Source organism: Bacillus sp. 37MA (assembly GCF_000372765.1).
Taxonomy (GTDB): Bacteria; Bacillota; Bacilli; order Bacillales; family Domibacillaceae; genus Domibacillus; species Domibacillus aminovorans.
The window spans coordinates 979,914-1,003,402 of the sequence record NZ_KB889752.1 but is presented as its reverse complement, the minus strand read 5'-3'; the positions used below and the strand labels follow the sequence as shown (position 1 = coordinate 1,003,402).

Genomic DNA, 23,489 nt, shown 5'->3' with positions numbered 1-23,489 from the left:
TCCAATCACCTAGTGACATTTTCCATATAATATGTAACAGAGGGAGGTGGAAATGTCTATGAGTTGTTCATTTGGAGAACCGGCTGGCAGTAGATACGGCTATGGCTCTAAAGTGCTGATTGTTTTATTCATCCTTTTCATCATTGGTGGAGCATTTTACGCAGGCCGCCGATACGGTCGTGGTGGAGATTGTTGCGAAAGTGGTTATGATCCTTATGGCGGATATGGCGGATATGGAGGATATGATCCATACAGTTCCTATGACAGCTACGGTGATGACAATCCATACGGATACGGGGCTTACGGTAGAGGGCGCCGTGGATTAATAATCTAAACTCAATACTTTTTAGGGACGGGTTTAGGCACCTGTCCCTCTCTCTTATTTCTCCCTGTTTTTTTAACCTCTTTTCCCTTTGTAGCGCAGGAAGCTACTTAAACATACATTCGCAATCACTCTTCAAGCAGCTTCCTCTTGGTAAGTTCTTCAAACCATTCCTTATCCTTCGTATCGAGCGACATATTGATTAACGCTGATTTATCCTGCAATTGATCCAATAACGTGCCGATCGGTTTGAGCAGGCGTGCATCATACGATTTCTGTGTTGGCTTTGACCATTCAATGATGCCATCTCTGATCCTGGCCACTTTTATGATTTCAATTTGGCCGCTATAACATCCAATATTACTCACGTAACCAACATCTTTATAATCACCGCTTGCAACGTTTACCCACTCTCCTACATACAAGGCTGTCACCCCTTATTATTTTCTCTTCCAAATCCCATTATTAAATCCTATGTTAGTGACCCTTATTTTAATCGCCTTTTCAAGCAATTTTTAATGAATTGAAAAGATGAATACACCTAGTCCATCTTTATCATGCTCTTTAATTGGCATTGTCTTTTCAATCTAAAGAATTGATCAATCGCTCTAAATCGGTAAAACGTATTATTTTTGGTATTTAATTCTCTTAATGAGGTACTCTAATGCTGTTCATCACTTAACTTTTTCAAGGAGGAAATATTTATGATCGAACAGAATGAAATAGATATCATTGAAGATGCGAAAAAAGCATTTGAAACCGAATTCGCAGCAGATTTAGCGTTAATCAGTCAAAAACAATCTTCTCAAATTCAAAGACAGAGGCACAGGCAGAGGCAGCAAAATCAAATGAATCAGCAAAATGTTCGAGCTTCACAAAATATGTATAAGAAAAATAGCGGCGGATGGGAAAAAATCTTCATTCTTTTATTATCCTTGATCTACATTGCTGTGAACTTAAAAAAGCAAAGTCCTAAAAGCAATTAGGATTTTACTTTGCCATTATATCCAGTTGAGACCGTTCTCAAAATTCTCAGTTTTTTCTACATTTTTTTATACTGGACATACTTTTATTGTTCGATTTTTTCTAATCTTTAGTTGAGGCTTACTCGGCTTTGTTATTTTTTGGCTCTGTTAAATAACTGTGTTGATTTTAATATTTATATTCGGTTACTAAACTATTGCTTCACTCTTTTATAAATAAATAAAAAAATACCTTTAGCATAAACACTAATGGTATTTTTTTATCTTGAATTATCTTGAAACTGATTAGCTTTGCTTTATTCTTATTTAAATACTGACCTCTGCTACATTCAGAAAGGTCGGTTTTCAATTTAGTTCAATTATTTTGTTTGAGGGATTTCGTTAACAATTTGAGTCAGTGCATTGCTGATTGGCGTAACTGGACGTCCGAGAAGTTTTTCGAAATCATTGCTTTCGATTTCCAAAGCTCCATCCCGAATGCCTTTCTGGATGTCTACAAGAAAAGGAATAATGAATTCTGGTACGCCTGCACCCTTCATGATGTCAGCATAAGTAACGTCATCGACCTGTTGTACAAGTACTTCTTTACCCAATACAGTGCCAAGAGCAGATGCAAATTCTTCTTGAGTCATTAGCTCGCCAGAAAGCTCGTAGATCGTATTCTCGTGTCCATTCCCCGCCAGTACAGCTGCCGCAGCCTCTGCATAATCTTGTTGTAGTGCCCAATCAACCTTACCAGAACCTGCAGACGTCACCCAAGGTGCTCCTGCCTGGACACCTTGAATGCATGAGATTTCATTCTCCAAGTACCAGTTGTTGCGTAAGAAAGAGTAAGAAATGCCTGTTTTCAAGATAGCTTCTTCCGTAGCAACGTGTGGTGGGGCAAGAAACATGTCGCTTTCGCTTGCATTCCCTAAGCTGGTATAAGCAATTAATTTAACTTGAGCACGCTCTGCCGCAGCTACCGCATCTGTATGCTGGCGAATTCTTGTTTCATTGTCTCCATCCGCAGAAATAATTAATAAGCGATCGATACCTGCAAAAGTAGAAGTACATCCTGGTATTGCGGGAGCTAAACTTGCTAGGGTTTTATCTGATATTTCATTACTAGACGTATATAAGGCAGTTAATGTAGTACAAGAGAATGAATTGTTTAGTGTACACGAAGAACCAAATCCAGCTTGCACTGTAGGAAGGAATATCCAAGATACAATAGGTCCATTATTTACAGCTGCTCAATTAGCATTAGAGAAAACTTTGAGAAATGTAACCCTTGAAGATGTTGTAAAGGAGATTATTGATAAGGATAAAATAAACAGTAAAGAATTAAGCAATTAATAGGAGACGTTCTTTTTTTCTTTCCAACACTTTTATTTCACTAAACTGCCCCTATAGTTAAATAAGAAAGATCCTGTAAACTTAAACAGGATCTTTAACTCAATCTTCAAAACATCGCATCTTTTTTATAAACTTTGTTTATACCCGCTCGTCATATTAGCCTAATTTATTTATCTTTCGTTCTCTCTTCTGTAATAAAGCAAGCAGCTCCTGTTTTTCCCGTTCGAAATCTGCATCAATTTCATTTGGCTGTTCAGCCACTTCAGATTTTCCAAACCATGCAGGCGGATTTTCTACTCGAGTCGATCCGCGATGACCACTGGATTGGCTGCGACTGTTTTCGATTTCTATATCCAGTGCCTTTATATCGCCCAATGTCTTCACTTTATGATCCCGCCATTTTTTTAAAATGCCATTTACGTAATTCCAATTACGTTTGTTGCCCGATAGCGTCTTTTTCATTGCTTCCATGACGATGACTTCACCAAATTCATTTATAGCATGAGTCAGCTTATCCGTTATGAAAGGTGACTCTACACCGAAATTGTTTTGGTAAAAAGAAGAGACATTTTTATATTGAAAATATGAACGACTAGCACGATTTTGTTCTTGTTGTTTTTGTCCTCTTTTCATAGACGCATCGTATAACGAGTCATAGTACATAGTGTACATTGTTTTAATTTCTGGCTTCTCAATTCGCTCTGCAACGAACTGAATAAGCGATAACTCTTTCACTAATTTCAGCTCAACCTGTATACAATCCATTACCGGTTTTCCACCTTCGTTGAAGTGATATCGTCCCCAGTTCCGAATCGCCATTTCACATGTTTGTTCACTGTATTTGATCAATTTATAATGATCCGTAAACCGTTGCACTAATGAATGGATGCTTTCGATGGAATAGCCCATCTCACAAGCCATTTGCTCTTTAGTGATCTGGTAAATACCAACCTCAGTTGTGCTCCCATTAGTTAAAAGATAGAGAAAAAAGTATCTGTCCTCCGGCGTCATTTTTTCATTCACCTTTGAATCGTCCCAAAACGCTGTATGAACCATTCTGAATTTCGCCATGATTACAAACACACTCCTTATTTATTCATTCTGTTTCGTCTATTTAGTCTGCTCAAGTGTCTTTTTCTTCATCCTATAAAAGGTACATCAATCATCTGAAACATCTATATCTATATCGATATCCCTAATATAGAAATATTTATTCCCATATATTCCATTATGCTGTATCATAATAAAATCACCTATTCTGTTTTCTATTCTTGCGGATTACGCCCAAGAATGGATATGGGACTTCCCTGTCAGAAAGGATGATAGCTGTGGAATTGACGACCTAATTGACACTAGAAATAGCGCCTATAGTCGCACTTTTCACGGCGCCTTTCCTACGCAAGTAGGAGAGGTTTTTTTATTGATCCAAAGAAAAAAGCACCCTACAGGATGCTTGTATCATTATAGGATAAGTTCTACTGAATAAATATCAGAAGCTGCAAATGTTCGTTCTCCAGTCGTATTTTCAAATGTAGAATCCTCTGATTTATTCTTAATCCCTTCTATTAGGACATCGATAAAGGGCCCTTCTGCTTCGTTTGGGTCATAATTTTCGATAGAATTATACGCAAAAATTTTACCATTCTTAAGCTTTACTATAGCTTTCAAAATACCATCCCCTTCTTGACTTTACTTTATAATAATTCGACAAAAGTAGATATTTTTCCTTTTTTCTCGCTTCCCCTCTCATATAACAGTAAAAATAGACAGGAGCACCCGTTGATGCCTGATCCTTTTATCTTATATGTTTCTTTCATCAAACAAAAAATGTTATATTGTCAGCATTTTTGTCGAAGCTATTTTCATTAACAAAAAGATAATTTATGCTTATGTCATATTTTAAACATGCACGTAAATAAATAATAATACACAGGAGAGATTTCATTGTGAGTAGTCAAGAGAATTTGGATAAGTTGAACACTCAAATTAATGAGTTACGTAAGTTATTGATTTCTGTTGGAACAGCCAAAGGTCTCGGAAGTAGTGAAACTCTTAAGTATAGCGAAGAGCTAGATAAATTAATTATTCAAGCACAATTGAAAAGCTGATGTTAAATTCCTTTATTAAAATGCTTTTATTTTTATCCATCTAGAAACCGTTTTGATTTTTGTATACATTTCTCTTTCATCATGTATACTGATGTTGTTTCATTTCATCCCCCCGCCTTACTTGGATAGCATTATTCGTTTTTTAACTATTTTAAGCCAGGAAAATCCCTGGCTTTTTTTATTTTATTTAAATTTTACACATTTTGATTTTTATTTTTTTATAACATTTTCTATCATTAATACAATTGTTATCATTTTTTATTTATAATAGAAACAGATAAGGCGGCAATCCTTACAGAAAAAAGATTCATAGGGTTCAACTTGTATTTTTGAGAGGAAAACGTATTTAAATAGAAACCACTCAATCAATCGGCTTATCTAGATTTGCTAGAAATTCAGGCGCTTTTTTTGTAAGCGTTTTACTAGTTGAGGAACAACTAAAACAAATTGAAGATTCATTATTATTTGATGAGGAGGAGACTCTTATGAGTGAGCAACTGCTGCAACAAGTTTTATCCAAATTAGACAGTATGGATTCTCAGTTGAACCATTTAGAAAAAAAAATGGACACGATGCAATCTCAACTGAAGAAAAACATAGAATTAGTCAATGTCATTTGTGATCGCCTAGAAAAAAAAGACGCTAAACTGAAAAGTATAGCGCTTAATCTTCATCACACACACGGCGAAATCATTACAGTTAAAGACACCGTCGCGGTCATGAAGGTGAAGATGAATTCACTTTCTAAAAAACAGCCAAGTACAAACTGGACATATTCAAGCTAAGCATTTGAATGAACGAAACATTCAAATTAATCAGATACAAATGCATAACAAAGGTTAAATGCCTTTCATTTAAGATAAAAATGTATCCAACCGGGAAAAATCCCGGTTTTTTTGTATAAATTTCTCTGAATTGGTTACACTGTTATTGCGTGAGACTTTCCCGTCAGTACGCTCCTTCCACTCCTTGTAGCCGGGGGTTTCCCTCGGCTTTTTTTAATTCATCGTTTCGTCGAAGGAAACAGGATTACTTGTTATATTTTTGTCTTTTCATGTTATTTTTCCGTTTTTTAAAAATATTTTTGATAAAATTGTTCTATTACTTATCGTTACGTCATATATTATATTAATGATGCATAAATTGCCTACAGAGGAGAATCTGCTTTGAATGATTTAATTATTTATCTTTTTAAAGAACTTGAACGCTTAATTGATGATTATTACAGATGTAAAGATTTGTTTGTTAAACAGCAAATTCAGAGTGATATCCAGCTTTTAAGTGAAGCTATGGCGATTTGTTCAGCATAACCCCCTCAATCCATTCCTTATGTGTCCATCATTTTCTCTCCAATGCTTTCCCTGCCATTTCCCCCTCTTCCTTTCGTATGATCAACCTGCCTGAACGAGCATCGTTTGCGATGGCTTTAATAGCATTCGCACAAAAATCCAACTCTTCTTCATACCTCGTTATTTTCGACTGCATCTTTTGAAGTTCTTCTAACAACGAAAAGCTTTTTTCGACTGTCGCGGTATGACGTTGTACCATTTTCACTTTTTGCTTGTCCATTGCCTTAATGACCGCATCCATCCTCTTCAAATCTTGCTGCTGGCGCTCCATTAAGAACAACATTTCAGCCACTGTTTGCTTATCAAAGAACATTCCGTATTCATGAGCTTGTTCTAACTGACGAATCCATTCTTGCAATTGATCGTTTCTATCGTTCATTTAACCTGTGCCTCCATTTATACCTGCTTAACACGCCGATCTATTTCTGACTGGCTAACAGCATTTTGGTCCCTATTATGCCCAAACTTCCATCCATTATTCATACGTTCATTTAGCTTATGGTCTTCGTAAAGCCTATAAATGTGGGAATTTGTTTAAAAAATCGCCTTCTCTCATTAGGTTTCCCCATTATGGATAACACTTTTTTATTTTCCTATGGTCATTTGTCTAAGATTCGTTTGATTTTTTTCATACTATATTCACAATGAGGTGATAAATTATGAGTTCCGAAAACTGTGCTGGATATGGCTCTGGTTTTGCGCTAGTTGTTGTCTTGTCATTCTTTTAATCATCATTGGAGCATCTTACGTGGGTGGTGGATACGATGGTGGTGGATGCTGTTAACAAGCAACCGATTATATCTGTAAGGCCCTTTTGAATGAATTCACCTTTTATCTTCTGCCTTAACCATCAAGATTAAAGAGGATGTTCCAAAAGTCAGCGACAACTGACTAGGGACACCCTTATTTTGTTTCGGACAAAAAAAGTCTTACCAATCGCTTGGTAAGACCCATAACAAACTAATATAACTCTTTTTGATCCTTCCCTCTATAAATATTGATATATCAACTTATTGTTGTGGTAATGTTCATCTATATTTTCAGCCATTAAAGCTAACCAACATGAAACTGATACTGTTTCCATTTCCCGCTATAAGGTTTGACACTTTGTTCACTTTCACAAAACGATCAAAAGAATATACATTTCAAAAAAATCCTTGGGCAGATTCTATAATAAATTTCTTCTCAATTCTTCTGCAGATTTCGGTGACAAATAAACAGGCGCAACTTCAAAAACCGTTTTTGCACCAACTTGTCCCTCTTTATTTAATCGATAAGCAGCTCGCGCATAAGCTACGAGTACACTAGCTGTAAATTCCGGATTGCTTTCGAGATTGAGTGAGAATTCGATAATTTGTTTATGATTTTGTCCTGTTTGCCCCCCGCGAATGACAAATCCACCATGTGGCAATTGCGAATGATTCGCTTTTAATTCTTCTTCTGAAATAAAGTTCACTTCTGTGTGATAGTCCGCAAAGTAGTTTGGCATTGTTACAATGTCATGTTCAATTTTTGCTTTATCATATTCTTCTTCAGCAACTACATAACAAACACGTCGGTGTTTTTCTGCAGTAGTTAGTTCAGGATTTGCTCCACCTTTTACCTTTTCTACCGCTTCAGCAATTGGTACAGTGTATTGAACACCGCCTACCACACCCTCCACTTTACGAATTGCGTCTGAGTGTCCCTGACTGAGCCCTTTCCCCCAGAAGGTGTAATTTTCACCGTTCGGCAAAATAGCCTCTGCCATTAAACGATTAATAGAGAACAAACCTGGATCCCAGCCTACAGAAATAATGCTTGTCTTCCCGCTTTCCTTCGCTGCATTATCAACAATACTAAAATATTCAGGTATCTTAGCATGTGTATCATAGCTGTCAATCGTGTTAAACATTCTTGCAAAATAAGGGACTTGATCCGGAAGATCCGTTGCTGAGCCTCCACACAAAATCATCACGTCAATTTTGTCTTGATAGTCCTCTGCTCTAGAAATATGTAAAACCTCTATATTTGGTTCATTTAATACAAGATTTTCAGGAACTCTTCTTGTAAAAATAGCGACAAGCTCCAAATCTGGGCATTGCTTGATTGCTTCTACAGTTCCTCTGCCAAGATTTCCGTACCCTACAATTCCTACTCTAATTTGATTACTCATGATTTTCTCCTCATTAGTTGTATTTTTCACACGTGGTATTTTTAACATTCTTTGAATACCATTGTGTTTTATAATAGCTTTTTTTAGCAAAGTGTACAAATACTAGTTTTCATGATAAATGGTGCCAGTTACTCCCCAATATTTAGTTGATTTTATCAATTTGGCATTAGCAACGAAAAATTTCGTATGACAAAGAACAAAAGCGCTGGAGCTGGAGCTAGATATTGATAACTTATCCACCATCTTAGTAGCTTTATAATTTCCTAAACAAAGAAAAATGCCAGCCCCTACCCGAGGCGGCATTTGTTCATTATTGATGCACTTTTTTGTAAATAACTAAAGCCGTGTAATGAATGTTAGGCTGTACATCGGGTTCTGTGTGAGTACTCAGTGATAAAGGGACCATATTGTACTTTATATCAATTAATTGACCTTCATATAGCTGATGATAAATAAAAAGATTAATATTTCTAGTTAATTCCTCGTATTTATTATGTTCAAAACCTTTTACTGAATAATGTTGTTTCTTCATGTTTACACTCTCCTTTCCTTAAATTGGACCGGAGTTCCCTATCATGAAACAATTTCAAACATCGGATATACGTTGGAATCAGCCGCAATATGCTCTGGATAAATAAAGCCTTCCATCGTGCGTGGAAAACGGACGCCTATTTGCTGAAAGCAATGGTCAACGAATTCAGAACAAATATATTCATAATTATCTTCTTTATGCTTGCCAATCCCTAACTTGATCCTCGTCAAAATCCGAATAATTTCCGTTTGATCATAGCTACGGTTGAGCGAATCAATCCCTGTTCCAATCATATTTTTCAGAAGCGTTCGGTCAAAATAAGAATCAATCAGTTTTTCATGACGTGCAATGAAAAGCCCGCCGTTATACTTTTTCCCCGTATTTTTATAATTCGTCATGTAATGCAAAAGAGGAACGATACGGACGCCCATGCTCTCTACGCTTTCAAAAACAAGCACCCGGTCGTTCCATTCAAATAAAAAGGCCACATGGCTCATGAACGAGTTGGATGCTTTTTTAATGAATTCACTAACCAGGGAGCTGCCACTACAAAACAAAAGATCGCCCGTTTGTATTTTATCCATTGCTTCTTCATAATGAAGCTGATAAATCCCCTGAAATTTACGTGTTCCCATTTCCGTTCACTCCTTCAAAATGAATCCAAACACTCTTCACCTGTCTTCCTTATTAAATTATATGTCTGATTGACAAAGAAGTAAGTTGAATTATGTTTTTTTATCCATTTTTCACACAATTATATGAATGGGCATTTTTTCACTTATAATAAAATCGTAAAGACGACATTAAAAAAAGAGCATTATTGTAGAGTATGAAAAACGCTTAAATTGAATCGTTCCACTTATGCTCGATACTATAGCCGACTATTATTCACGAATGGAACAAGTTACTGCAGAAAAATCTTTTTCTGCGTTTTTTATTTGTTGCATAACTGCAATGTTTCGTCATTGAATTGTTACCCTATCAAAATATAATTGTGATGTTTAAATGCTAAACTTATAAAAAAAGCCTTAAATGCGTTTCAGGAGGATAATAGAGATGAAAAAGATTATAGCGGCATTGGCAGTCACAGGCATTTTACTTAGCGGACCAATCAATAGTGAAGCTGCTTTGGGCGACCGGGCATTAAAAGCAAATATGAAACATCAAGATGTAGTGGAATTACAAGGAATACTCCAAAAGAAAGGCTTCTTTAATTCAAATCATCGAAGTACCTATTTTGGCGCAAGTACGAAGAGAGCCGTGATGAATTTTCAAAAGAAAAAAGGATTACGGGCCGATGGAATTGTTGGGGCTAATACATACAAAGCATTGGGTGTAACGAAAAAACCAAGTTCACAAGTTAAGGCCGCTTCTTCCAACCTTGTGAGCGTGGCGAAAAAATATACGGGTGTTCCATATGTATGGGGAGGCAACACACCTAAAGGGTTTGATTGCAGCGGTTTTTTAAAATATGTATTCAATGAAGGTGCGGAAACTAACATTCCAAGAACCGTAGCTGATATTTATAATAAAGGGACAAAGGTTTCATCTCCACAAGTCGGCGATGTTGTTTTCTTCCAAACCTATAAAAAAGGCGCTTCACATGCCGGTATTTATATTGGCGGAAATAAATTTATACATAGCTCTTCCTCAAAAGGAGTAACGACTACATCACTGGATAATTCATACTGGTCACAACGTTATCTTGGTGCAAAAAGGATAATAAATTAAGTAGGTAAAAGCGTTTGCAATCATCGAAACCTGGCTCTTAAATAAGTATTTCATAAAAAAGCCCACTCTTAAAAGTACCTGTTTAAGAATGGGCTTTTAATATACTTAGGCCTTACACAAGAAATTTCATGGAAACAAAATTCTTTATTTCGCTTTAATATTCATACTATTTTGAATATTAAAAAGGAATAAGCTACTGCGCGTCGAACATATTTCATACACAAAGATAGTTAAAGAGGTGGTTTGTTGAGTCATTTAATTATTTTTTGGAGACATCTCCATGATGATGTATTAGACGTGGAAGGATACAAGGAGTTATTTTGCAATAAATCTCTTGAGGAGTTAACTCAGTCTGCTAAAGAACTTTGCACAGTAGATAGGCTGGAACATAATCCGCAAGAGTATAGAACGATCATTTCTGAAACGCCCGCAGGCTGTATAAAATTTTATACGAGAGAACGGTCTGCTGGGCTCCCTTTTCAAGTGCTGTATAAAGGAACTGCAAATGATTATCTTGATTTTCTTATTTCTTTAAACGTCATGCTATGTCTGCTTACTACTTCTCGTGAAAAATATTCATTTATCATTAGCTTGTACTCTAACTTGAAGTATGTAAATGAAAAAGCCGCTGCTAGATTTGCAGCCGATATAGGAAATGAAATATACTTTTCTATGAAATAAAGCCTCGGTACTCGGTGCTCTCATGAGTACCGAGGCTTTTCTTGTTGTGGACTTGAATCAATTGGACACACGTAAAACCCAATCCTTTTCAAATCAAGTAACTGTAGTCCCGTATCATAGCACAAAAAATAAAATTCAACATTTTCATATCAAAATAATAACCCTAAATTCCTCAGCCTTAAGTTCTATCGCCATATAAAAAAGCAAACTTTAGTTTGCTTTTATCATCTTATTTATTCAGTTCCTTATAGGCTAACACTTTTAACGCTAATATCTCTTCTTCACTTAATTTACTTTCAAGCGTATTTAATAATTCTTGTTTCTTTTCAGCTGTAAGTCCGCCTTGAACGCTTGACTGAATTTCTTGTAGTTCACTCACTTTGAATTTTTTAACTAATTCCCTAGTGGCTTCTTCTTTCGTTTCAAATGGCAACATGGAATTGTCCGCATTTGCTCCCTCGGCAACGAATTTTTGTAATTCAGGATCATTATTAATTTCTTGCTTGATTTTTTCGATTTCACCACTATTTTTAAGTTGCGCTGCTACTTGATCCATTACTTTGTCTGAAGCTATTTTCGTGCCATAATAGTAGACACCCCATCCCAAGGCAATAACAATAATTCCAACACTCAAGAGTATCTTCAACGCCTTCATTTAAATCGAATTCCCCCCTTAATAAGAAATACACTGTCTCTCGTACTTCTTCTCTCTCCCAAATCATTCTTATGTCATCGTATAATACCCTTGTCTTAATATCAATTTTTTAAAACACCATTCATAAGAAAAAGACATCTCAACGGATAGTTTTAACTTTAAGTGCGCAAAAAGTGTAGTATTGTCAAAAATCCTGTCAAATATAGTGTAATTCTCTCGAAAATATCTTATGATTCTTTCTATTATCTTTAACAAACAAAATCACACAGGAGAAATGACATGTTATCTACTCAATAGACTTTTTTTTATAAATTTCTCTTGAAAAGTATTATGATCGAGCCTAACATTAGGTTACAAACATAAATTCAGATGGTTACAAGATATCTGTTTACGACAAAACTCTTTCGTATCAAGGTTTTGTTCCTCTCAGTTACAGGTTACAGGTTACAGGTTATCTAAATATCGTCCAGATCTTTGTTTCTCTATCTATTAGTACGTGCCTGAATCCTGTCTGGCGTGATTAATCGAATTCTTACTCATATACGCTTCTGTTACTTGTTCCCACGTAAATCCGAGCGCTTGTCCAAGTTCGATGAAATTATTAAAGTAGCAGATGTAATCGTAACTGTTATTCACTGCATTTACATCTGACATGAGATAGGAGAATCTTTCTTCAATCGTTTCCACATCAGCTCTTTTAACCGGTTGGTAATCGTATTTTTCTATATGTTCATTATGGTGATCTACCCCAATGCCTAAAATAAAATGTAAACCGTCTACGAATTCTTCTAAGAGCGGATAGTGTGGCGTTCCATCGTGGTCAAATTGGATAACGTTTGGTTTCTGATTGTTACTCCAAAATTTAAATCCGCGCCATTCATTCGCCGCCTCCGCTATTTCTACCTGCAGCGCGAGTATTTTCTTCTGAAACCGATCTTCCCCATCTACCGGCGGGTGTTCCATCTCGATTCTTTCATCTAATACCCTTTGCATATTAAATAATTTTTCAAGCTTCATTGTGCTTCACTCCTCATTTTGTTTAAAAATCCTCTATTCCGATTTTTTTCTTCCGCCGTTCACCTAACTCGCGCGAATACGTTTTGTTGCCGTGCCCATCTTCACACCTTTTTCATAATTCGACGATATTCGTCATTTTCTTTTATCATGCCGCCATTCTGTTGTTTCGTCAATGGCGCTGCAACTCCCTTTGCTAGAAAAATACCAACGATAAGTAATAGGGTCATGTTCATACCTTCCATCCTTTCCATATTTCCGCTTTTAATTCATGTCACTGCCAATACTCATAGATCCCAACACAATAATCGCCTTCTTTTCGAAAGTGCAGGTAGCTTCCTGTATTAGGTTTATCTCATTTTTAACAAATTTAAAATCTCACCCATGATGTTTGGCCATTCCAAGTTACTACGAAGTGCATCTAATATAGTAAACAAGGAGGTGATTTTAATGTATCGTCCTGTTAGACCAATCATCTGTCCCCCAAAGTGTGTATTTCATGATTCCTACACTACACGTGAAGTCCCTGTCATTCACCCAATCGTGAATGTCAATCGGCAGCATATTGTTAACGTTCCTCGTCATATTTATCGGCCTGTGACAAGAAACGTCGTCGTAGATCCAGGCTATATGGATCCATCACAATGTCACATGAATCCAGCACAGAATTACATGAGTCCAGCACAAAATAACATGAGTCCAGCACAAAATAACATGAATCCAGCACAGAATTACATGAATCCAGCACAAAATAACATGAATCCAGCACAGAATTACATGAATCCAGCACGTGGCTGCAATCGTTGCAAATAATTCTTTTTGTTTTTTAGAGCCACTCGCACAAGATACGGCTGTATTTTTTCATACTATATTTAGAAAGAGGTGATAATTATGAGTTGCGAAAAATCTGGTGGATACGGCTCTGGCTTTGCACTAGTTGTTGTCTTGTTCATTTTGTTAATCATCGTTGGCGCATCTTACATGTGTGGCGGATACTGACTGCTAGGAAGCAACCTATTATCCGTAAGACCTTTTTGAATTAATCTAGCTTTTGCCTCCTCCCCCTGCTGTAGCCACCAATCCAATATTGAGCGACTGTATGAAGTAAATACAGCCGCTTTTTTTAATTCGATATTTTAGGAATGCTCCGAAAAAGGGTATTCTTTTTATTTGGGTTTTCAACGTTCACAAATCTTGTTTGCTGAAAAACGTCTGGAGCGTTGCCTAATACAACGCGCTATGGTTGATTACGGATAAAAGAAAAAGATTCTATTTTTTCCTCAGCTTCCTCTATTTGTAATTATTTGTCGAAGGAAAAGTGTAGAATTCTCCCTTTTTTTGTAGGAAGATAGAAAGAAATATTAGTTATGCATTATGAGCACGCTGCGGCGTGTACTTACTCTACCAACATATCAAGTTTTTTCATTATACGTGTACATTAGTGTGATAAGGATATCAATTGCCACGCGACAGGATAAAATGGAATAAATCGGATTGGTGATATAGCCCCATCTGTTGTTAAAAAGGTAGGTGATTTTCTAAAAGAAAGTGCTTCTTATACGTCCAGTACTGGTATTGCTCAAACAGGATTAAAAAGTAATTATGGTTTTCTTGAGGATCAATCATAATAAATCGTCTATAAGTAATCAACGGTTATCACAAAGTTGTCTGCCATAAGAATCTGGCTGCTGAATGAAATCGTTCTGCTTAAGCGCTTTACTAATTCTCCATGACTAACCCGTCACCAAGCAATTTGTGTTGCAAATCGAATGAAACATGACCGCGATAAAGATCATTGGGCTTATAAGAACTAAAAGATCTCTTCCCTCCCCACAGCAGCCTTTCTCTATTCGTACTTTTTCCGAGAACGGGAGGCTGTATAAAGCCCTCTCTTCTGGGCGCCGGGAACAGACAAGGATGTTGTGAAGGTGATATTAAATGAGAATGGAGCTAATAAATGAATGCCATATTTGATAACACTCAGACCTTTTTGTTAAATATTTTCTTAGTTTATATTTGTTTCACTCTATATTTCAAGTTCATTGAAAGAAATAAGAATCAATTAACAAATGAAACCATAATTACTCTTGCCTCTGGAATATCGATTATTTTTTGTATGAGCTTTCCTTTGACATATTTTGAAGAACAAACCATTGATTTCTCTCCAGTTCCTTTAATTGTGGGGGCATTATATGGAGGGCGCAGGGTTGCCGTTATATTAGTGTTGACTACGCTGACATATCGCTTTTATTTAGATATGTCTAACTTTCATATAGCTCTATTTATCTATTTTCTGTTTCTCATTTTATTATGTTTTATTATTCCCTTTTTCAAAAACGCCGTGAATATAAGAAAAAAAGTATACCTTGCCGTGTTAGCTTCTTTATTTGGAGTATTATCTATAATGGCAATGATGCTTCTATTTTTATCAGAAGAAACTGTTATAGAATACATCGAGTTTTTTATTTTCACCTTATTCCTTCAATCAATAGGAAGCACGTTTTTTGTGATTTTTAACGAAAAAGCGAGAAGGGATATCACTCTTGAGAATGAAATAGGCAAGCTTGAAAAACTAAAGACAGTCAGTGAACTTGCAGCAAGTATTTCTCACGAAGTGCGCAATCCATTGACTGTGACAAAGGGATTTCTTCAATTATTAAAAGATCCCGATCTTACAGATGAAAAGAAGATTGGTTATATAGACATTGCAGTCGATGCTTTAGATCAAGCAGAATCTACGATTACTGATTACCTCACCTTTGCAAAACCTTCATTAGAAAACATAAAGATATTGGATCTACACAAAGAACTAATATACATCGAAAATTTCATTGATCCTTATGCCGCTATGAACAATGTACAAATTAAAGTACGACTTGAAGAAGATATCTATATTGCTGGTGAAGATCAAAAGCTTCATCAGTGTCTTATAAATGTCGTGAAAAATGGCATTGAATCAATGCCCCTAGGAGGAAACTTACTAATTGAGTTGCGACGTGTTGTGGACAATGCCATTATCACTGTGACAGATACAGGTATCGGGATGGATGAGGAACAACTCGAACGTTTAGGTAGTCCCTTTTTCACAACAAAAGATATTGGCACTGGGCTGGGTACAATGGTTGCCTATAGTATTATTAAAACGATGCGAGGGGAAGTTATAGTAAAAAGCGAGATAGGCAAAGGAACTAGCTTCTCTATTCTTCTTCCTATAGCTGAAAACTCTCTGTCTCCCACGAAGGATAAGCTAGGTAAGTTATTCACCCCATCTCTATAGAAAAAGTCCCCGGAGCTAGCGAGAATTTTATAATTGTTGATATTTATCGAATGAAATATGTGAAATCCCCTCTTTTCTATAGGAAAATAGAAATATACTGTAAATTTATTTAAAAAAGCGAGAGATTGATGGTGGCTATAATTCGGAGAAAAAAGAACAACGGGCTCCTAAACAAGAGCCCGTTGTTAAAACACCTGTTGTGCGATCTGAATCATTTCAAAATTGCACTCCATGGTGCGTTGATCTTCAATCTGAGTTGACCAATCAAAAAGGAAATCTTCAAAACGCGGATTCACTCTTTTTACAATCATCAGTGTTCACCTTTTTTACTTATCTCTCCTATACAGTCTGATTATCAGAACTTTTTTAACCAAATAAAAAAACACCGTTCTATTTTGAACGATGTTGAAGTACGTATTAATACCATTTTTCAATAAACATTTATTGAGTATTATCTTCCCGTTGCTCTGATGGTTCTTCACTTGGATCTGGCTCATCTTCGTCAACACCATTACAGCCGAACAAAAATCCTGCTGATAGAATCATCGACATAAGCGCAAGAATATGTTTTTTATGTTTCATCTTAATCCCCCTCTCCTCGTTTATTCTCATTAATGGTTTCCTATTTTTCGAAAAATATTCATAAAACATCGAAAACTTATTTCTTTAACGATTGGGTTTCTCTTTTCGCTTGATAACAATCTCATATGTAAAAAAGGGGGCATTTTCCTCTTCCGTCAAACTATCACGGCACTAATGTTCAATATCTTTTAGCCTTGGTTCAATATGAATCTAATATTTGTTTTTCCTTTCCCTTAATATCTCGAAAAAAAGAGCTTTTACCCTCCAATAATTATTCCTCTAATACCGACAATCGCTTGAACGGATCGTCTGGACAAACCCTTTACCGATAAAAAAACGCTACCGCAAAGATAGCGCTTATTTTGCCTTTTCATATATACGGCTGCTGTCCGACAAAAAAGATCCTTCTGTAAACCATACGGATTCTTACACCTTTTTACTGATGTAGTATAGTCTCCCTAATATTAACGAGGAGGTTAGATAATGTAGACAAAAAAGATAGTCAAAAGTGTATTGTCCTTCATTGGTAAATACGGTAACTGAAATAAATGAATTGACCATACTACTAATGAAACCTACGTCGTATACGAAAACAATAAAGGAATCATCTTTGACCCTATCCTTTGATGGAGTTTTATTTTTGTTTACCTGCTTCTAGATTGTTCTTGTTACTCTTCTCCCTGATTATCCATTACCATTACTTTTGCCGTTTCAAGCATCCCGATCTGGCGCAGTCCATCGCTTGTTGAGTTATATCCACCGATCTCTCCGCTTCTATATTCGCAGATGATTACAAACTCTTTAATATCCGGCAGATCTTTCATAAATAATTCCACTAATTCTTGTTTGTTGTATCCTCCGTTTTTAAGCCGCCATTTTTCTTCGAATTCCAAGATGTCCACTCCTCTACTTTTACACATTTTTTTATGCAGACATAACGCTTTATCTCCACTACGTCTTAACCAGATACGATGCCAACATTTCTTCATGCTTCTCACCGCTCTGTGTACCCATTCGCTATTCTTCACCTTTTAATTATTAAATGCGCTAATGAGTTAATCGTGCGGTATATTTTGCAGTAGATTCCTATGTGGAGTATAAGCAGGTGTCGCTCTCCTGTCGATCTCAGGTAAAAAAGAAATTTAAAAAGGACACCAAACAAACGCAGCTTGTACGTTCATTCAGTGCCCCCGATTTTTCTGTTAGGCTATTTATTTAATTGTCATTTTGTTTAAATTATTTTTATTAGGGTATCACTAGTAATTAATCCTAATTTATTCAATAAAGGTCATCAATTAAAAATTATTAAACCTAGGCGCTTTCTAGCGCTTTTTTATTTCCCCCATTAATGCCTTAAGTGTGGCATGTAGAAGATTATTTAGCCTTGTCATGTGACGTTTTTATCATTAAATCGTAAATCGTTGTCCTTCAATACTTGATGCAGAATAATCGCAACACGGTTGATCATATCCTCATCCTGTTCTTCAATCCCCGCTTCAAAGAAAACACCATGCAGGATTTCATGTACCAGCACCTGTTCTTTTCTGTCTGCCGCTAAGTCGGCATCCACTTTGATGGTTCCTCTTGTATAGAGAATCTGCCCTAAAAGATCGAATTCTCCTTCCATGCCCTCTACTTCTTTAACCATATATTCAATCCCGCCGATCTTCACTTTGTTTGGCAACATGTGCTTTCCATCCCTCCGCTTTTACATATTTTATGAAAGGACACGAAGCCCTGTCACCCGCTTTTATGAGCCATATGCATTTCTGACACTTCTTCATGCCCTTCACCCCTTTTCTTGTCTGCTCATTGTCATGTTTCAGCACAAAAGAAAAACCCCAGCCCCTTAAGGGTAACTGAGGTATGCTTACTTATACTATTCAATAATGACTGCATTAATAGTTGGTGTTCCATCTGCTGCTTTCTCAACAGCAACAACTCCATAAATAGTAACCTTACTTCCTTCTTCCACTTCTGTTTTAGTCAAGTTCATGATTGTATACGTTCCGTCATCCGTCGAGAGAGAAAATGTACCCATCATACCTGGTTCTGTCACCCTTGTGACTTTACCCGTTGCTGTCACCTTTTTGTCTACCGGCGGCTTATCAATATTCAACGCGGTAAAAACTGCAGGTTCAGCTTCTTCTCTCATTAGTTCAGTCAGCTCTTCTTCTGATGGTTCTTCAATAATTGCTGATACTTCTTCCGGAAAAACCTCTTGTACAAACCTCTCTTCATCAGACGAACACGCACTTAACATTCCAACAACTATTACCAAAAACCATCTCTTCATCCTCTTCCCCCGCCCTTTGTTTTTACGGACTTTGTCCTACAAGATATATATATTAGACAAAAATCCTTACATGAAGGCTTATCAGATTCAGTTTAAAAGATATATTTAAAAAGGCGCTCCTTATATCTTTTTTGAATGATTTCCCGCTCCATTCTGGAAAGACAATGTAAAGCACAATCCAAATTGATTTCTAAGTTCTCGACTTCTTATTCCTTCTCAACATTCCATATAGCTGTCTCTTCCGCAGAAGTACCCACAAAATAGGTTTTGATAACGTAGGGTATATGCGGAGGGTCACTTTCATTTCTCGTCTAACAAAGCCTATCTGCTTATAGATCCGAACGCTTTCAAGTGCTTCTTCTAACTTTTTATGCTGCCTTTCGATCGATCTCAGGTAAAAAGGAAGTAATAAGAAATACATATCGGAATATAATCATTAAGAAGAATATAATCATCTAAGAAGAAGAGAGGTTGATTAGCTCTTTCTTCTCCCTACATATGTCATTAATTGTGATCGATACTCGTCGAACTATGAATTACTCGATACTCTCAAGTGCTTCGTATAAATCCTTTGAACGTTCTCCATTTTCGTACCGAGCGATTATTTAGGCTATATGTGTCGCTCCGAAAAACCCAGAGGGATTGTTTTATAAACTTCCAACATCTCTTTTGTTCGATTTACTTCGTATTCCCAATTTTCCTGTGTAATGCTCATGGTTACTCCTCCTTAGACTGTCTAAGTTAATTTCCGGACTGATTTTCACCATCTTTAAACTTGATAAACGACTAATTCAGGATTATATTCTTATCATCACTTAGAAACGGAGGGAATAAAATGCATTGGTTTCGTCTAATCCCTATTATTTTTTTCTCTTTGTCAGCTTTGTCATTATTTGCATTTCAATTCGAAGGAATAGTAAGTTCTATTCAAGAATTAATAGAATTCTATAAACAAAAATCATAATAGATTGTCAAGAATCCCTTAACAGGGATCTTTTTACTTTGTAAATCAATTAAACGTTGACTTTTTTCACCTAAACATCTCCTTTTTGTTATACTTTTCTTTTCTCTTTTGTCTCAAAGCGGCCCACTTTGCCATCCATCGTAATGACGACTGTTTCACCATATTCCGGCAGCTCATGCGGAATCAGCTCATCGTCCTTCTTCGCCACGTACATTGTTTTGTTGCTCATCAGATCTTGTCATTTTTTCATGGTCAATCTTCATACTACAGGACACCCCAGCCTGTTAAAATAGAGTTGCGTGCACTATTTTAACAGCCGGAGACTTTTCCTAGCCTTTTTGTATAATATTTTCCAGAACGGATATACTGTTTTTTTGCGATACTTTTAGCTTTCTCCTCACTCGAATGTTCTTTCAACCTTTTAACCGGGGCAACCCGGCTTTTTTATGCTGTAATCTGTTCAAACTTTATAGTAATGTTATTTTTTTGTACTTTGTCATTGAATAGTAGTCATCTTACAAAGCATTTATTATTTTATGGAGGTACTTATGAATTCTTATATTCAAGCGCTAATTAGTTTATATTCCCAACATACTGATGTGAAATACGCTGAATGGTCTAAAAACTATTTGAGGAACCAATTTGTTTTTTTAGGTATACGAACGCCAATTCGAAGAACATTGACTAAACAGTTTCTGAAAGAACACGGATTACCCCCAAAAGATAAACTAGAAGATGTCATTCTTATCCTTTGGAACCTTCCAGAGCGGGAATACCAAAAAGCAGCCCTTGATATTCTCGAAAAGGCAAAAAAGAATCTCTGCCCAGATGATATGCCTTGGTTAGCCAATTTAATTATAAGTAAATCTTGGTGGGATACAGTAGATGTACTTTCCCCTCACCTCATGGGATACATGTTTTCAACTTATCCTAAACTCATTCCTCATTATGCCGAACAGTGGATAGAAGATGAGAATATTTGGTTACAAAGAGCAGCAATATTGTATCAACTTTATTACAAAGATGAAACGGATGAAAAACTCCTATTCCGATACATCTTAAGACGAGCAACTAGCGATGAATTCTTTGTCCAAAAGGCAATCGGTTGGGTACTGCGTGAATATGCAAAAACTCGCCCCTCTAGCGTAAAACTTTTTGTTTCTCAACACCGATTAAAACCACTTAGCAAGCGTGAAGCTTTAAAACACCTTTCTCAAAGAGATTAAAGTAATTCAATAAGCTCTTACATTAATCTCTTTGGTCAACTCCCGCCACCTACGCTTATGCTTAGGGGTGGGGGCTTATGGATGGTTTACATCATCGGTCATCCAACGGTTTTCTCGCTGGCCAGTGGCTTTCAGTACGCTTCGCCGAGCACGCTTAATCGACGCATAATTGAGCCTTGTTCTCTATTTAGTCGCTTTAAAATTGGATACAAGCTCTTCGAAAACGTTCTTGCGCCCGTCTCAAACTTGGCAATCGCTTCACGTGAATGGATGTCTCCTCATGTTCAACGAGCTCTTTTTGGATGCTTATTCAACCGGCAGTAATTTAGCAACTACAATACTGTTTATAGCATTGATATAAGCTAATGCACTTGCTTTCATAATATCCGTGTCTGTTGCTTTGGCAATATATTTTTCTCCTCTGTATTCCACTTGAATCTTCACTTTCCCTAATGCTTCCTTACCTCTTGAGACACTGCTAATATTATATTCAATCAATTTAATATCTAAATCACTAATTTCTGTAAGAGCAGAATACAAAGCATCAATTGGTCCAGAACCGACTGCACTACTTTTCAATATTTGATCGCCCTTTTTAATTTTCACACTTGCAGACGGGAAATTGGTATTACTAATCACTTGCAAGTCCATTAATTCATAGAAATTATCACTATAGTGCGTCATATCTTGATTATAGATATCATGTTTTGCGTAATAGTTCTCAACAATGACATATAAATCATGATTATATACTTCTTTTTTCGCATCTGCTAATTCAAGGAAAGCTTCAAATATCCCTTCAAATTGTGTATCGGTTAACTGATTAAAACCTAATTTCTCAAGCGCATTTTTCACCGCATGACGGCCAGAACGAGCTGTTAAAACAAGTTCCATATCGTCTAAACCGACTTCAATTGGGCTAATGATTTCATAAGCATCTCTTGATTTCAACAAACCATCTTGGTGTATACCTGAAGAATGAGCAAAGGCATTATCTCCTGTAATAGCTTTATTTACTTGTACATCAAGTCCCATAAAACTACTTACCAACCTGGATGTATTCATGATTTCTTTTGTATTAATGTTTGTGCACGCTTTATAGACTGATGAACGCGTATTAATCGCCATCACAACTTCTTCTAGTGCAGCATTACCTGCACGTTCACCAATCCCATTAATAGTACATTCAACTTTATCCGCACCATTTTTAATCGCAGCTAATGTATTGGCAGTTGCCATACCAAGATCATTATGACAATGGACACTTAAAAGCACTTTATCATTCACATTTTTCAATCGATCATTTAATTTAAAGATTAGTTCACCAAATTCTTCCGGCTCGGCATAGCCAACTGTATCAGGTACATTAATAATGGTCGCCCCTGCTTTTACAACAGCTTTAATCGTTGCCCATAAGTATTCAAAATCGGAGCGAGACGCATCTTCTGTTGAATATTGCACATCCGGTAAAAATGTTTTTGCATATTTTACTGCATCCACACCGATATCTAAAATTTGAGTTTTCGATTTCCCAAATTTCTTTTCCACGTGAATGTCTGAAGTACCTAAAACTATATGGATTAACGGTTTTTCAGCATATTTCACACTATTATAAACAGCATCAATGTCAGCTTTTACTGCTCTTGCTAATGCTGTGATGATAGTATCCTCTGTATTTCCGACTTTCATGGCAATTTCCCTCACAGCATTAAAATCACCGGCTGAAGACGCAGGAAAACCAGCTTCGATAATATCGACTTTTAACTTCTTAAGTTGCTGTGCTACTTCTAGTTTTTCATAGAGATTCAACTTAGCCCCTGGAACTTGCTCTCCATCTCTTAAAGTCGTATCAAACACCCAAATTTTTCTCGTCATTTCAGAAACACTCCTTTGTTATATTAATGTATAAAAAAAAGCCTCGTCTCTATAAAAATATAGAGACGAGGCATTGCTCGCGGTACCACTCTAATTGATTAATCAATAATTAATCCACTCATTTTCGGTGGCTATCACCACCTATCTTCATAACGGTAGAAAACCGACAACCCTTACTTTTATAGTTCAGGGAGTAGCTCTTGGACGAGTTCAAAGGGCAATAACTACCGATTCTCACCAACCATCGGCTCTCTGATAAGCTTACTGTTTCCTTTTAATATTTCCAATCATTGCTAATAGTTTATTTAATTGTATGTAATTCTACATTCATTAATTTGAGTTGTCAATCAAACTTTTCAAAAATATAAATAACTTGAGTATAAATCTTTTTCATCTTCAAC

General features: G+C 36.4%; 31 protein-coding genes and 1 other annotated feature. Of the genes, 13 read left to right on the top strand and 18 right to left on the bottom strand.

Annotated features, from left to right (window positions below; genetic code table 11):
* Window positions 1-58: 58 nt before the first annotated feature.
* Window positions 59-334, top strand: a complete 276-nt coding sequence (locus A3M5_RS23660) for a hypothetical protein (protein WP_018392778.1) — start codon at window positions 59-61, stop codon at window positions 332-334.
* Between the two features lie 116 nt (window positions 335-450).
* Here A3M5_RS23660 and A3M5_RS0105575 read toward each other — a convergent pair whose 3' ends face one another.
* Window positions 451-747, bottom strand: coding sequence for an IDEAL domain-containing protein (locus A3M5_RS0105575; RefSeq protein WP_018392777.1), 297 nt, complete (start codon window positions 745-747; stop codon window positions 451-453).
* 279 nt (window positions 748-1,026) lie between these two features.
* On the opposite strand from A3M5_RS0105575, the gene A3M5_RS0105570 reads away from it, so the two are divergent.
* Window positions 1,027-1,308: a hypothetical protein gene (locus A3M5_RS0105570; RefSeq protein ID WP_018392776.1), complete on the top strand. Its 282-nt coding sequence runs from the start codon at window positions 1,027-1,029 to the stop codon at window positions 1,306-1,308.
* A gap of 356 nt (window positions 1,309-1,664) precedes the next feature.
* Here the strand turns inward: A3M5_RS0105570 and A3M5_RS22340 are convergent, their stop codons facing one another.
* A complete protein-coding gene (locus A3M5_RS22340; protein WP_231373218.1) occupies window positions 1,665-2,492 on the bottom strand; it encodes an NmrA family NAD(P)-binding protein in 828 nt (275 codons plus the stop codon).
* On the opposite strand from A3M5_RS22340, the gene A3M5_RS26000 reads away from it, so the two are divergent.
* The gene (locus A3M5_RS26000) at window positions 2,404-2,643 is read left to right on the top strand and encodes an Rrf2 family transcriptional regulator (protein ID WP_231373265.1); all 240 of its coding nucleotides are present in this window, start codon (window positions 2,404-2,406) and stop codon (window positions 2,641-2,643) included. The two genes, A3M5_RS22340 and A3M5_RS26000, sit on opposite strands and share 89 nt — an antisense overlap.
* A gap of 156 nt (window positions 2,644-2,799) precedes the next feature.
* Here the strand turns inward: A3M5_RS26000 and A3M5_RS22330 are convergent, their stop codons facing one another.
* Window positions 2,800-3,714, bottom strand: a complete 915-nt coding sequence (locus A3M5_RS22330; protein ID WP_018392773.1) for a DnaD domain-containing protein — start codon at window positions 3,712-3,714, stop codon at window positions 2,800-2,802.
* A gap of 390 nt (window positions 3,715-4,104) precedes the next feature.
* Window positions 4,105-4,311, bottom strand: coding sequence for a hypothetical protein (locus A3M5_RS0105545; protein ID WP_018392772.1), 207 nt, complete (start codon window positions 4,309-4,311; stop codon window positions 4,105-4,107).
* Window positions 4,312-4,589: 278 nt separating this feature from the next.
* Between A3M5_RS0105545 and A3M5_RS24440 the strand changes: the two genes are divergently transcribed.
* The 3 genes from A3M5_RS24440 to A3M5_RS25725 all read left to right on the top strand — a co-directional run bounded on the left by A3M5_RS24440 (window position 4,590) and on the right by A3M5_RS25725 (window position 6,061).
* On the top strand, window positions 4,590-4,751 hold the full coding sequence (locus A3M5_RS24440) for an aspartyl-phosphate phosphatase Spo0E family protein (RefSeq protein WP_018392771.1): 162 nt from the start codon (window positions 4,590-4,592) through the stop codon (window positions 4,749-4,751).
* 485 nt (window positions 4,752-5,236) lie between these two features.
* Window positions 5,237-5,536 carry a hypothetical protein gene (locus tag A3M5_RS0105535; protein ID WP_018392770.1) on the top strand — a complete coding sequence of 100 codons (300 nt, stop codon included), beginning with the start codon at window positions 5,237-5,239 and terminating at the stop codon, window positions 5,534-5,536.
* A gap of 381 nt (window positions 5,537-5,917) precedes the next feature.
* Window positions 5,918-6,061 carry a hypothetical protein gene (locus A3M5_RS25725; protein WP_018392769.1) on the top strand — a complete coding sequence of 48 codons (144 nt, stop codon included), beginning with the start codon at window positions 5,918-5,920 and terminating at the stop codon, window positions 6,059-6,061.
* A gap of 28 nt (window positions 6,062-6,089) precedes the next feature.
* Here the strand turns inward: A3M5_RS25725 and A3M5_RS0105525 are convergent, their stop codons facing one another.
* Entirely contained in the window at window positions 6,090-6,479 is a 390-nt protein-coding gene (locus A3M5_RS0105525) for a hypothetical protein (RefSeq protein ID WP_018392768.1), read from the bottom strand.
* Window positions 6,480-6,759: 280 nt separating this feature from the next.
* Between A3M5_RS0105525 and A3M5_RS25995 the strand changes: the two genes are divergently transcribed.
* Complete coding sequence (locus tag A3M5_RS25995; protein WP_231373264.1) at window positions 6,760-6,828, top strand: YjcZ family sporulation protein; 69 nt, start codon at window positions 6,760-6,762, stop codon at window positions 6,826-6,828.
* Window positions 6,829-7,268: 440 nt separating this feature from the next.
* Here A3M5_RS25995 and A3M5_RS0105520 read toward each other — a convergent pair whose 3' ends face one another.
* The 3 genes from A3M5_RS0105520 to A3M5_RS0105510 all read right to left on the bottom strand — a co-directional run bounded on the left by A3M5_RS0105520 (window position 7,269) and on the right by A3M5_RS0105510 (window position 9,422).
* On the bottom strand, window positions 7,269-8,255 hold the full coding sequence (locus A3M5_RS0105520; RefSeq protein WP_018392767.1) for a diaminopimelate dehydrogenase: 987 nt from the start codon (window positions 8,253-8,255) through the stop codon (window positions 7,269-7,271).
* Window positions 8,256-8,565: 310 nt separating this feature from the next.
* Entirely contained in the window at window positions 8,566-8,787 is a 222-nt protein-coding gene (locus tag A3M5_RS0105515; RefSeq protein ID WP_018392766.1) for a sporulation protein Cse60, read from the bottom strand.
* Window positions 8,788-8,828: 41 nt separating this feature from the next.
* Window positions 8,829-9,422, bottom strand: coding sequence for a YiiX/YebB-like N1pC/P60 family cysteine hydrolase (locus A3M5_RS0105510; RefSeq protein ID WP_018392765.1), 594 nt, complete (start codon window positions 9,420-9,422; stop codon window positions 8,829-8,831).
* Window positions 9,423-9,843: 421 nt separating this feature from the next.
* Here A3M5_RS0105510 and A3M5_RS0105505 point away from each other — a divergent pair, with 421 nt between their 5' ends.
* Window positions 9,844-10,518 (top strand): C40 family peptidase, encoded by a 675-nt coding sequence (locus A3M5_RS0105505; protein WP_018392764.1) that lies wholly within the window; start codon window positions 9,844-9,846, stop codon window positions 10,516-10,518.
* Window positions 10,519-10,764: 246 nt separating this feature from the next.
* Window positions 10,765-11,199, top strand: a complete 435-nt coding sequence (locus tag A3M5_RS22325; RefSeq protein ID WP_018392763.1) for a hypothetical protein — start codon at window positions 10,765-10,767, stop codon at window positions 11,197-11,199.
* Between the two features lie 229 nt (window positions 11,200-11,428).
* Here the strand turns inward: A3M5_RS22325 and A3M5_RS0105495 are convergent, their stop codons facing one another.
* From A3M5_RS0105495 to A3M5_RS26400, 3 genes are all read right to left on the bottom strand, one after another.
* On the bottom strand, window positions 11,429-11,854 hold the full coding sequence (locus A3M5_RS0105495; protein WP_018392762.1) for a hypothetical protein: 426 nt from the start codon (window positions 11,852-11,854) through the stop codon (window positions 11,429-11,431).
* Between the two features lie 489 nt (window positions 11,855-12,343).
* A complete protein-coding gene (locus A3M5_RS0105490; RefSeq protein ID WP_018392761.1) occupies window positions 12,344-12,871 on the bottom strand; it encodes a dUTP diphosphatase in 528 nt (175 codons plus the stop codon).
* A gap of 101 nt (window positions 12,872-12,972) precedes the next feature.
* A complete protein-coding gene (locus A3M5_RS26400; RefSeq protein WP_018392760.1) occupies window positions 12,973-13,104 on the bottom strand; it encodes a hypothetical protein in 132 nt (43 codons plus the stop codon).
* Between the two features lie 214 nt (window positions 13,105-13,318).
* Here A3M5_RS26400 and A3M5_RS25990 point away from each other — a divergent pair, with 214 nt between their 5' ends.
* The 3 genes from A3M5_RS25990 (at window position 13,319) to A3M5_RS22315 (ending at window position 16,145) form a co-directional block, all read left to right on the top strand.
* The gene (locus A3M5_RS25990) at window positions 13,319-13,681 is read left to right on the top strand and encodes a hypothetical protein (protein ID WP_018392759.1); all 363 of its coding nucleotides are present in this window, start codon (window positions 13,319-13,321) and stop codon (window positions 13,679-13,681) included.
* A 78-nt stretch (window positions 13,682-13,759) separates the two neighbouring features.
* On the top strand, window positions 13,760-13,867 hold the full coding sequence (locus A3M5_RS24425; protein WP_018392758.1) for a YjcZ family sporulation protein: 108 nt from the start codon (window positions 13,760-13,762) through the stop codon (window positions 13,865-13,867).
* Window positions 13,868-14,825: 958 nt separating this feature from the next.
* On the top strand, window positions 14,826-16,145 hold the full coding sequence (locus A3M5_RS22315; protein WP_018392757.1) for an ATP-binding protein: 1,320 nt from the start codon (window positions 14,826-14,828) through the stop codon (window positions 16,143-16,145).
* Between the two features lie 185 nt (window positions 16,146-16,330).
* Here the strand turns inward: A3M5_RS22315 and A3M5_RS26395 are convergent, their stop codons facing one another.
* The 6 genes from A3M5_RS26395 to A3M5_RS25715 all read right to left on the bottom strand — a co-directional run bounded on the left by A3M5_RS26395 (window position 16,331) and on the right by A3M5_RS25715 (window position 20,216).
* Window positions 16,331-16,456 carry a hypothetical protein gene (locus A3M5_RS26395; RefSeq protein ID WP_018392756.1) on the bottom strand — a complete coding sequence of 42 codons (126 nt, stop codon included), beginning with the start codon at window positions 16,454-16,456 and terminating at the stop codon, window positions 16,331-16,333.
* Window positions 16,457-16,586: 130 nt separating this feature from the next.
* Window positions 16,587-16,727, bottom strand: coding sequence for a hypothetical protein (locus tag A3M5_RS25720; RefSeq protein ID WP_018392755.1), 141 nt, complete (start codon window positions 16,725-16,727; stop codon window positions 16,587-16,589).
* Between the two features lie 668 nt (window positions 16,728-17,395).
* Window positions 17,396-17,620: a hypothetical protein gene (locus A3M5_RS0105455; RefSeq protein ID WP_018392754.1), complete on the bottom strand. Its 225-nt coding sequence runs from the start codon at window positions 17,618-17,620 to the stop codon at window positions 17,396-17,398.
* 494 nt (window positions 17,621-18,114) lie between these two features.
* The gene (locus A3M5_RS0105450; protein ID WP_018392753.1) at window positions 18,115-18,414 is read right to left on the bottom strand and encodes a Rossmann-fold NAD(P)-binding domain-containing protein; all 300 of its coding nucleotides are present in this window, start codon (window positions 18,412-18,414) and stop codon (window positions 18,115-18,117) included.
* A 192-nt stretch (window positions 18,415-18,606) separates the two neighbouring features.
* Window positions 18,607-19,023 carry a hypothetical protein gene (locus A3M5_RS0105445; RefSeq protein ID WP_018392752.1) on the bottom strand — a complete coding sequence of 139 codons (417 nt, stop codon included), beginning with the start codon at window positions 19,021-19,023 and terminating at the stop codon, window positions 18,607-18,609.
* A 1,052-nt stretch (window positions 19,024-20,075) separates the two neighbouring features.
* The gene (locus tag A3M5_RS25715) at window positions 20,076-20,216 is read right to left on the bottom strand and encodes an XtrA/YqaO family protein (RefSeq protein ID WP_231373217.1); all 141 of its coding nucleotides are present in this window, start codon (window positions 20,214-20,216) and stop codon (window positions 20,076-20,078) included.
* Between the two features lie 319 nt (window positions 20,217-20,535).
* Here A3M5_RS25715 and A3M5_RS0105430 point away from each other — a divergent pair, with 319 nt between their 5' ends.
* Window positions 20,536-21,213 carry a DNA alkylation repair protein gene (locus A3M5_RS0105430; RefSeq protein ID WP_018392749.1) on the top strand — a complete coding sequence of 226 codons (678 nt, stop codon included), beginning with the start codon at window positions 20,536-20,538 and terminating at the stop codon, window positions 21,211-21,213.
* Between the two features lie 306 nt (window positions 21,214-21,519).
* Here the strand turns inward: A3M5_RS0105430 and A3M5_RS0105425 are convergent, their stop codons facing one another.
* Entirely contained in the window at window positions 21,520-23,088 is a 1,569-nt protein-coding gene (locus A3M5_RS0105425; RefSeq protein ID WP_018392748.1) for a 2-isopropylmalate synthase, read from the bottom strand.
* Between the two features lie 58 nt (window positions 23,089-23,146).
* Window positions 23,147-23,388 (bottom strand) — a binding site (T-box leader).
* Window positions 23,389-23,489: the final 101 nt, after the last annotated feature.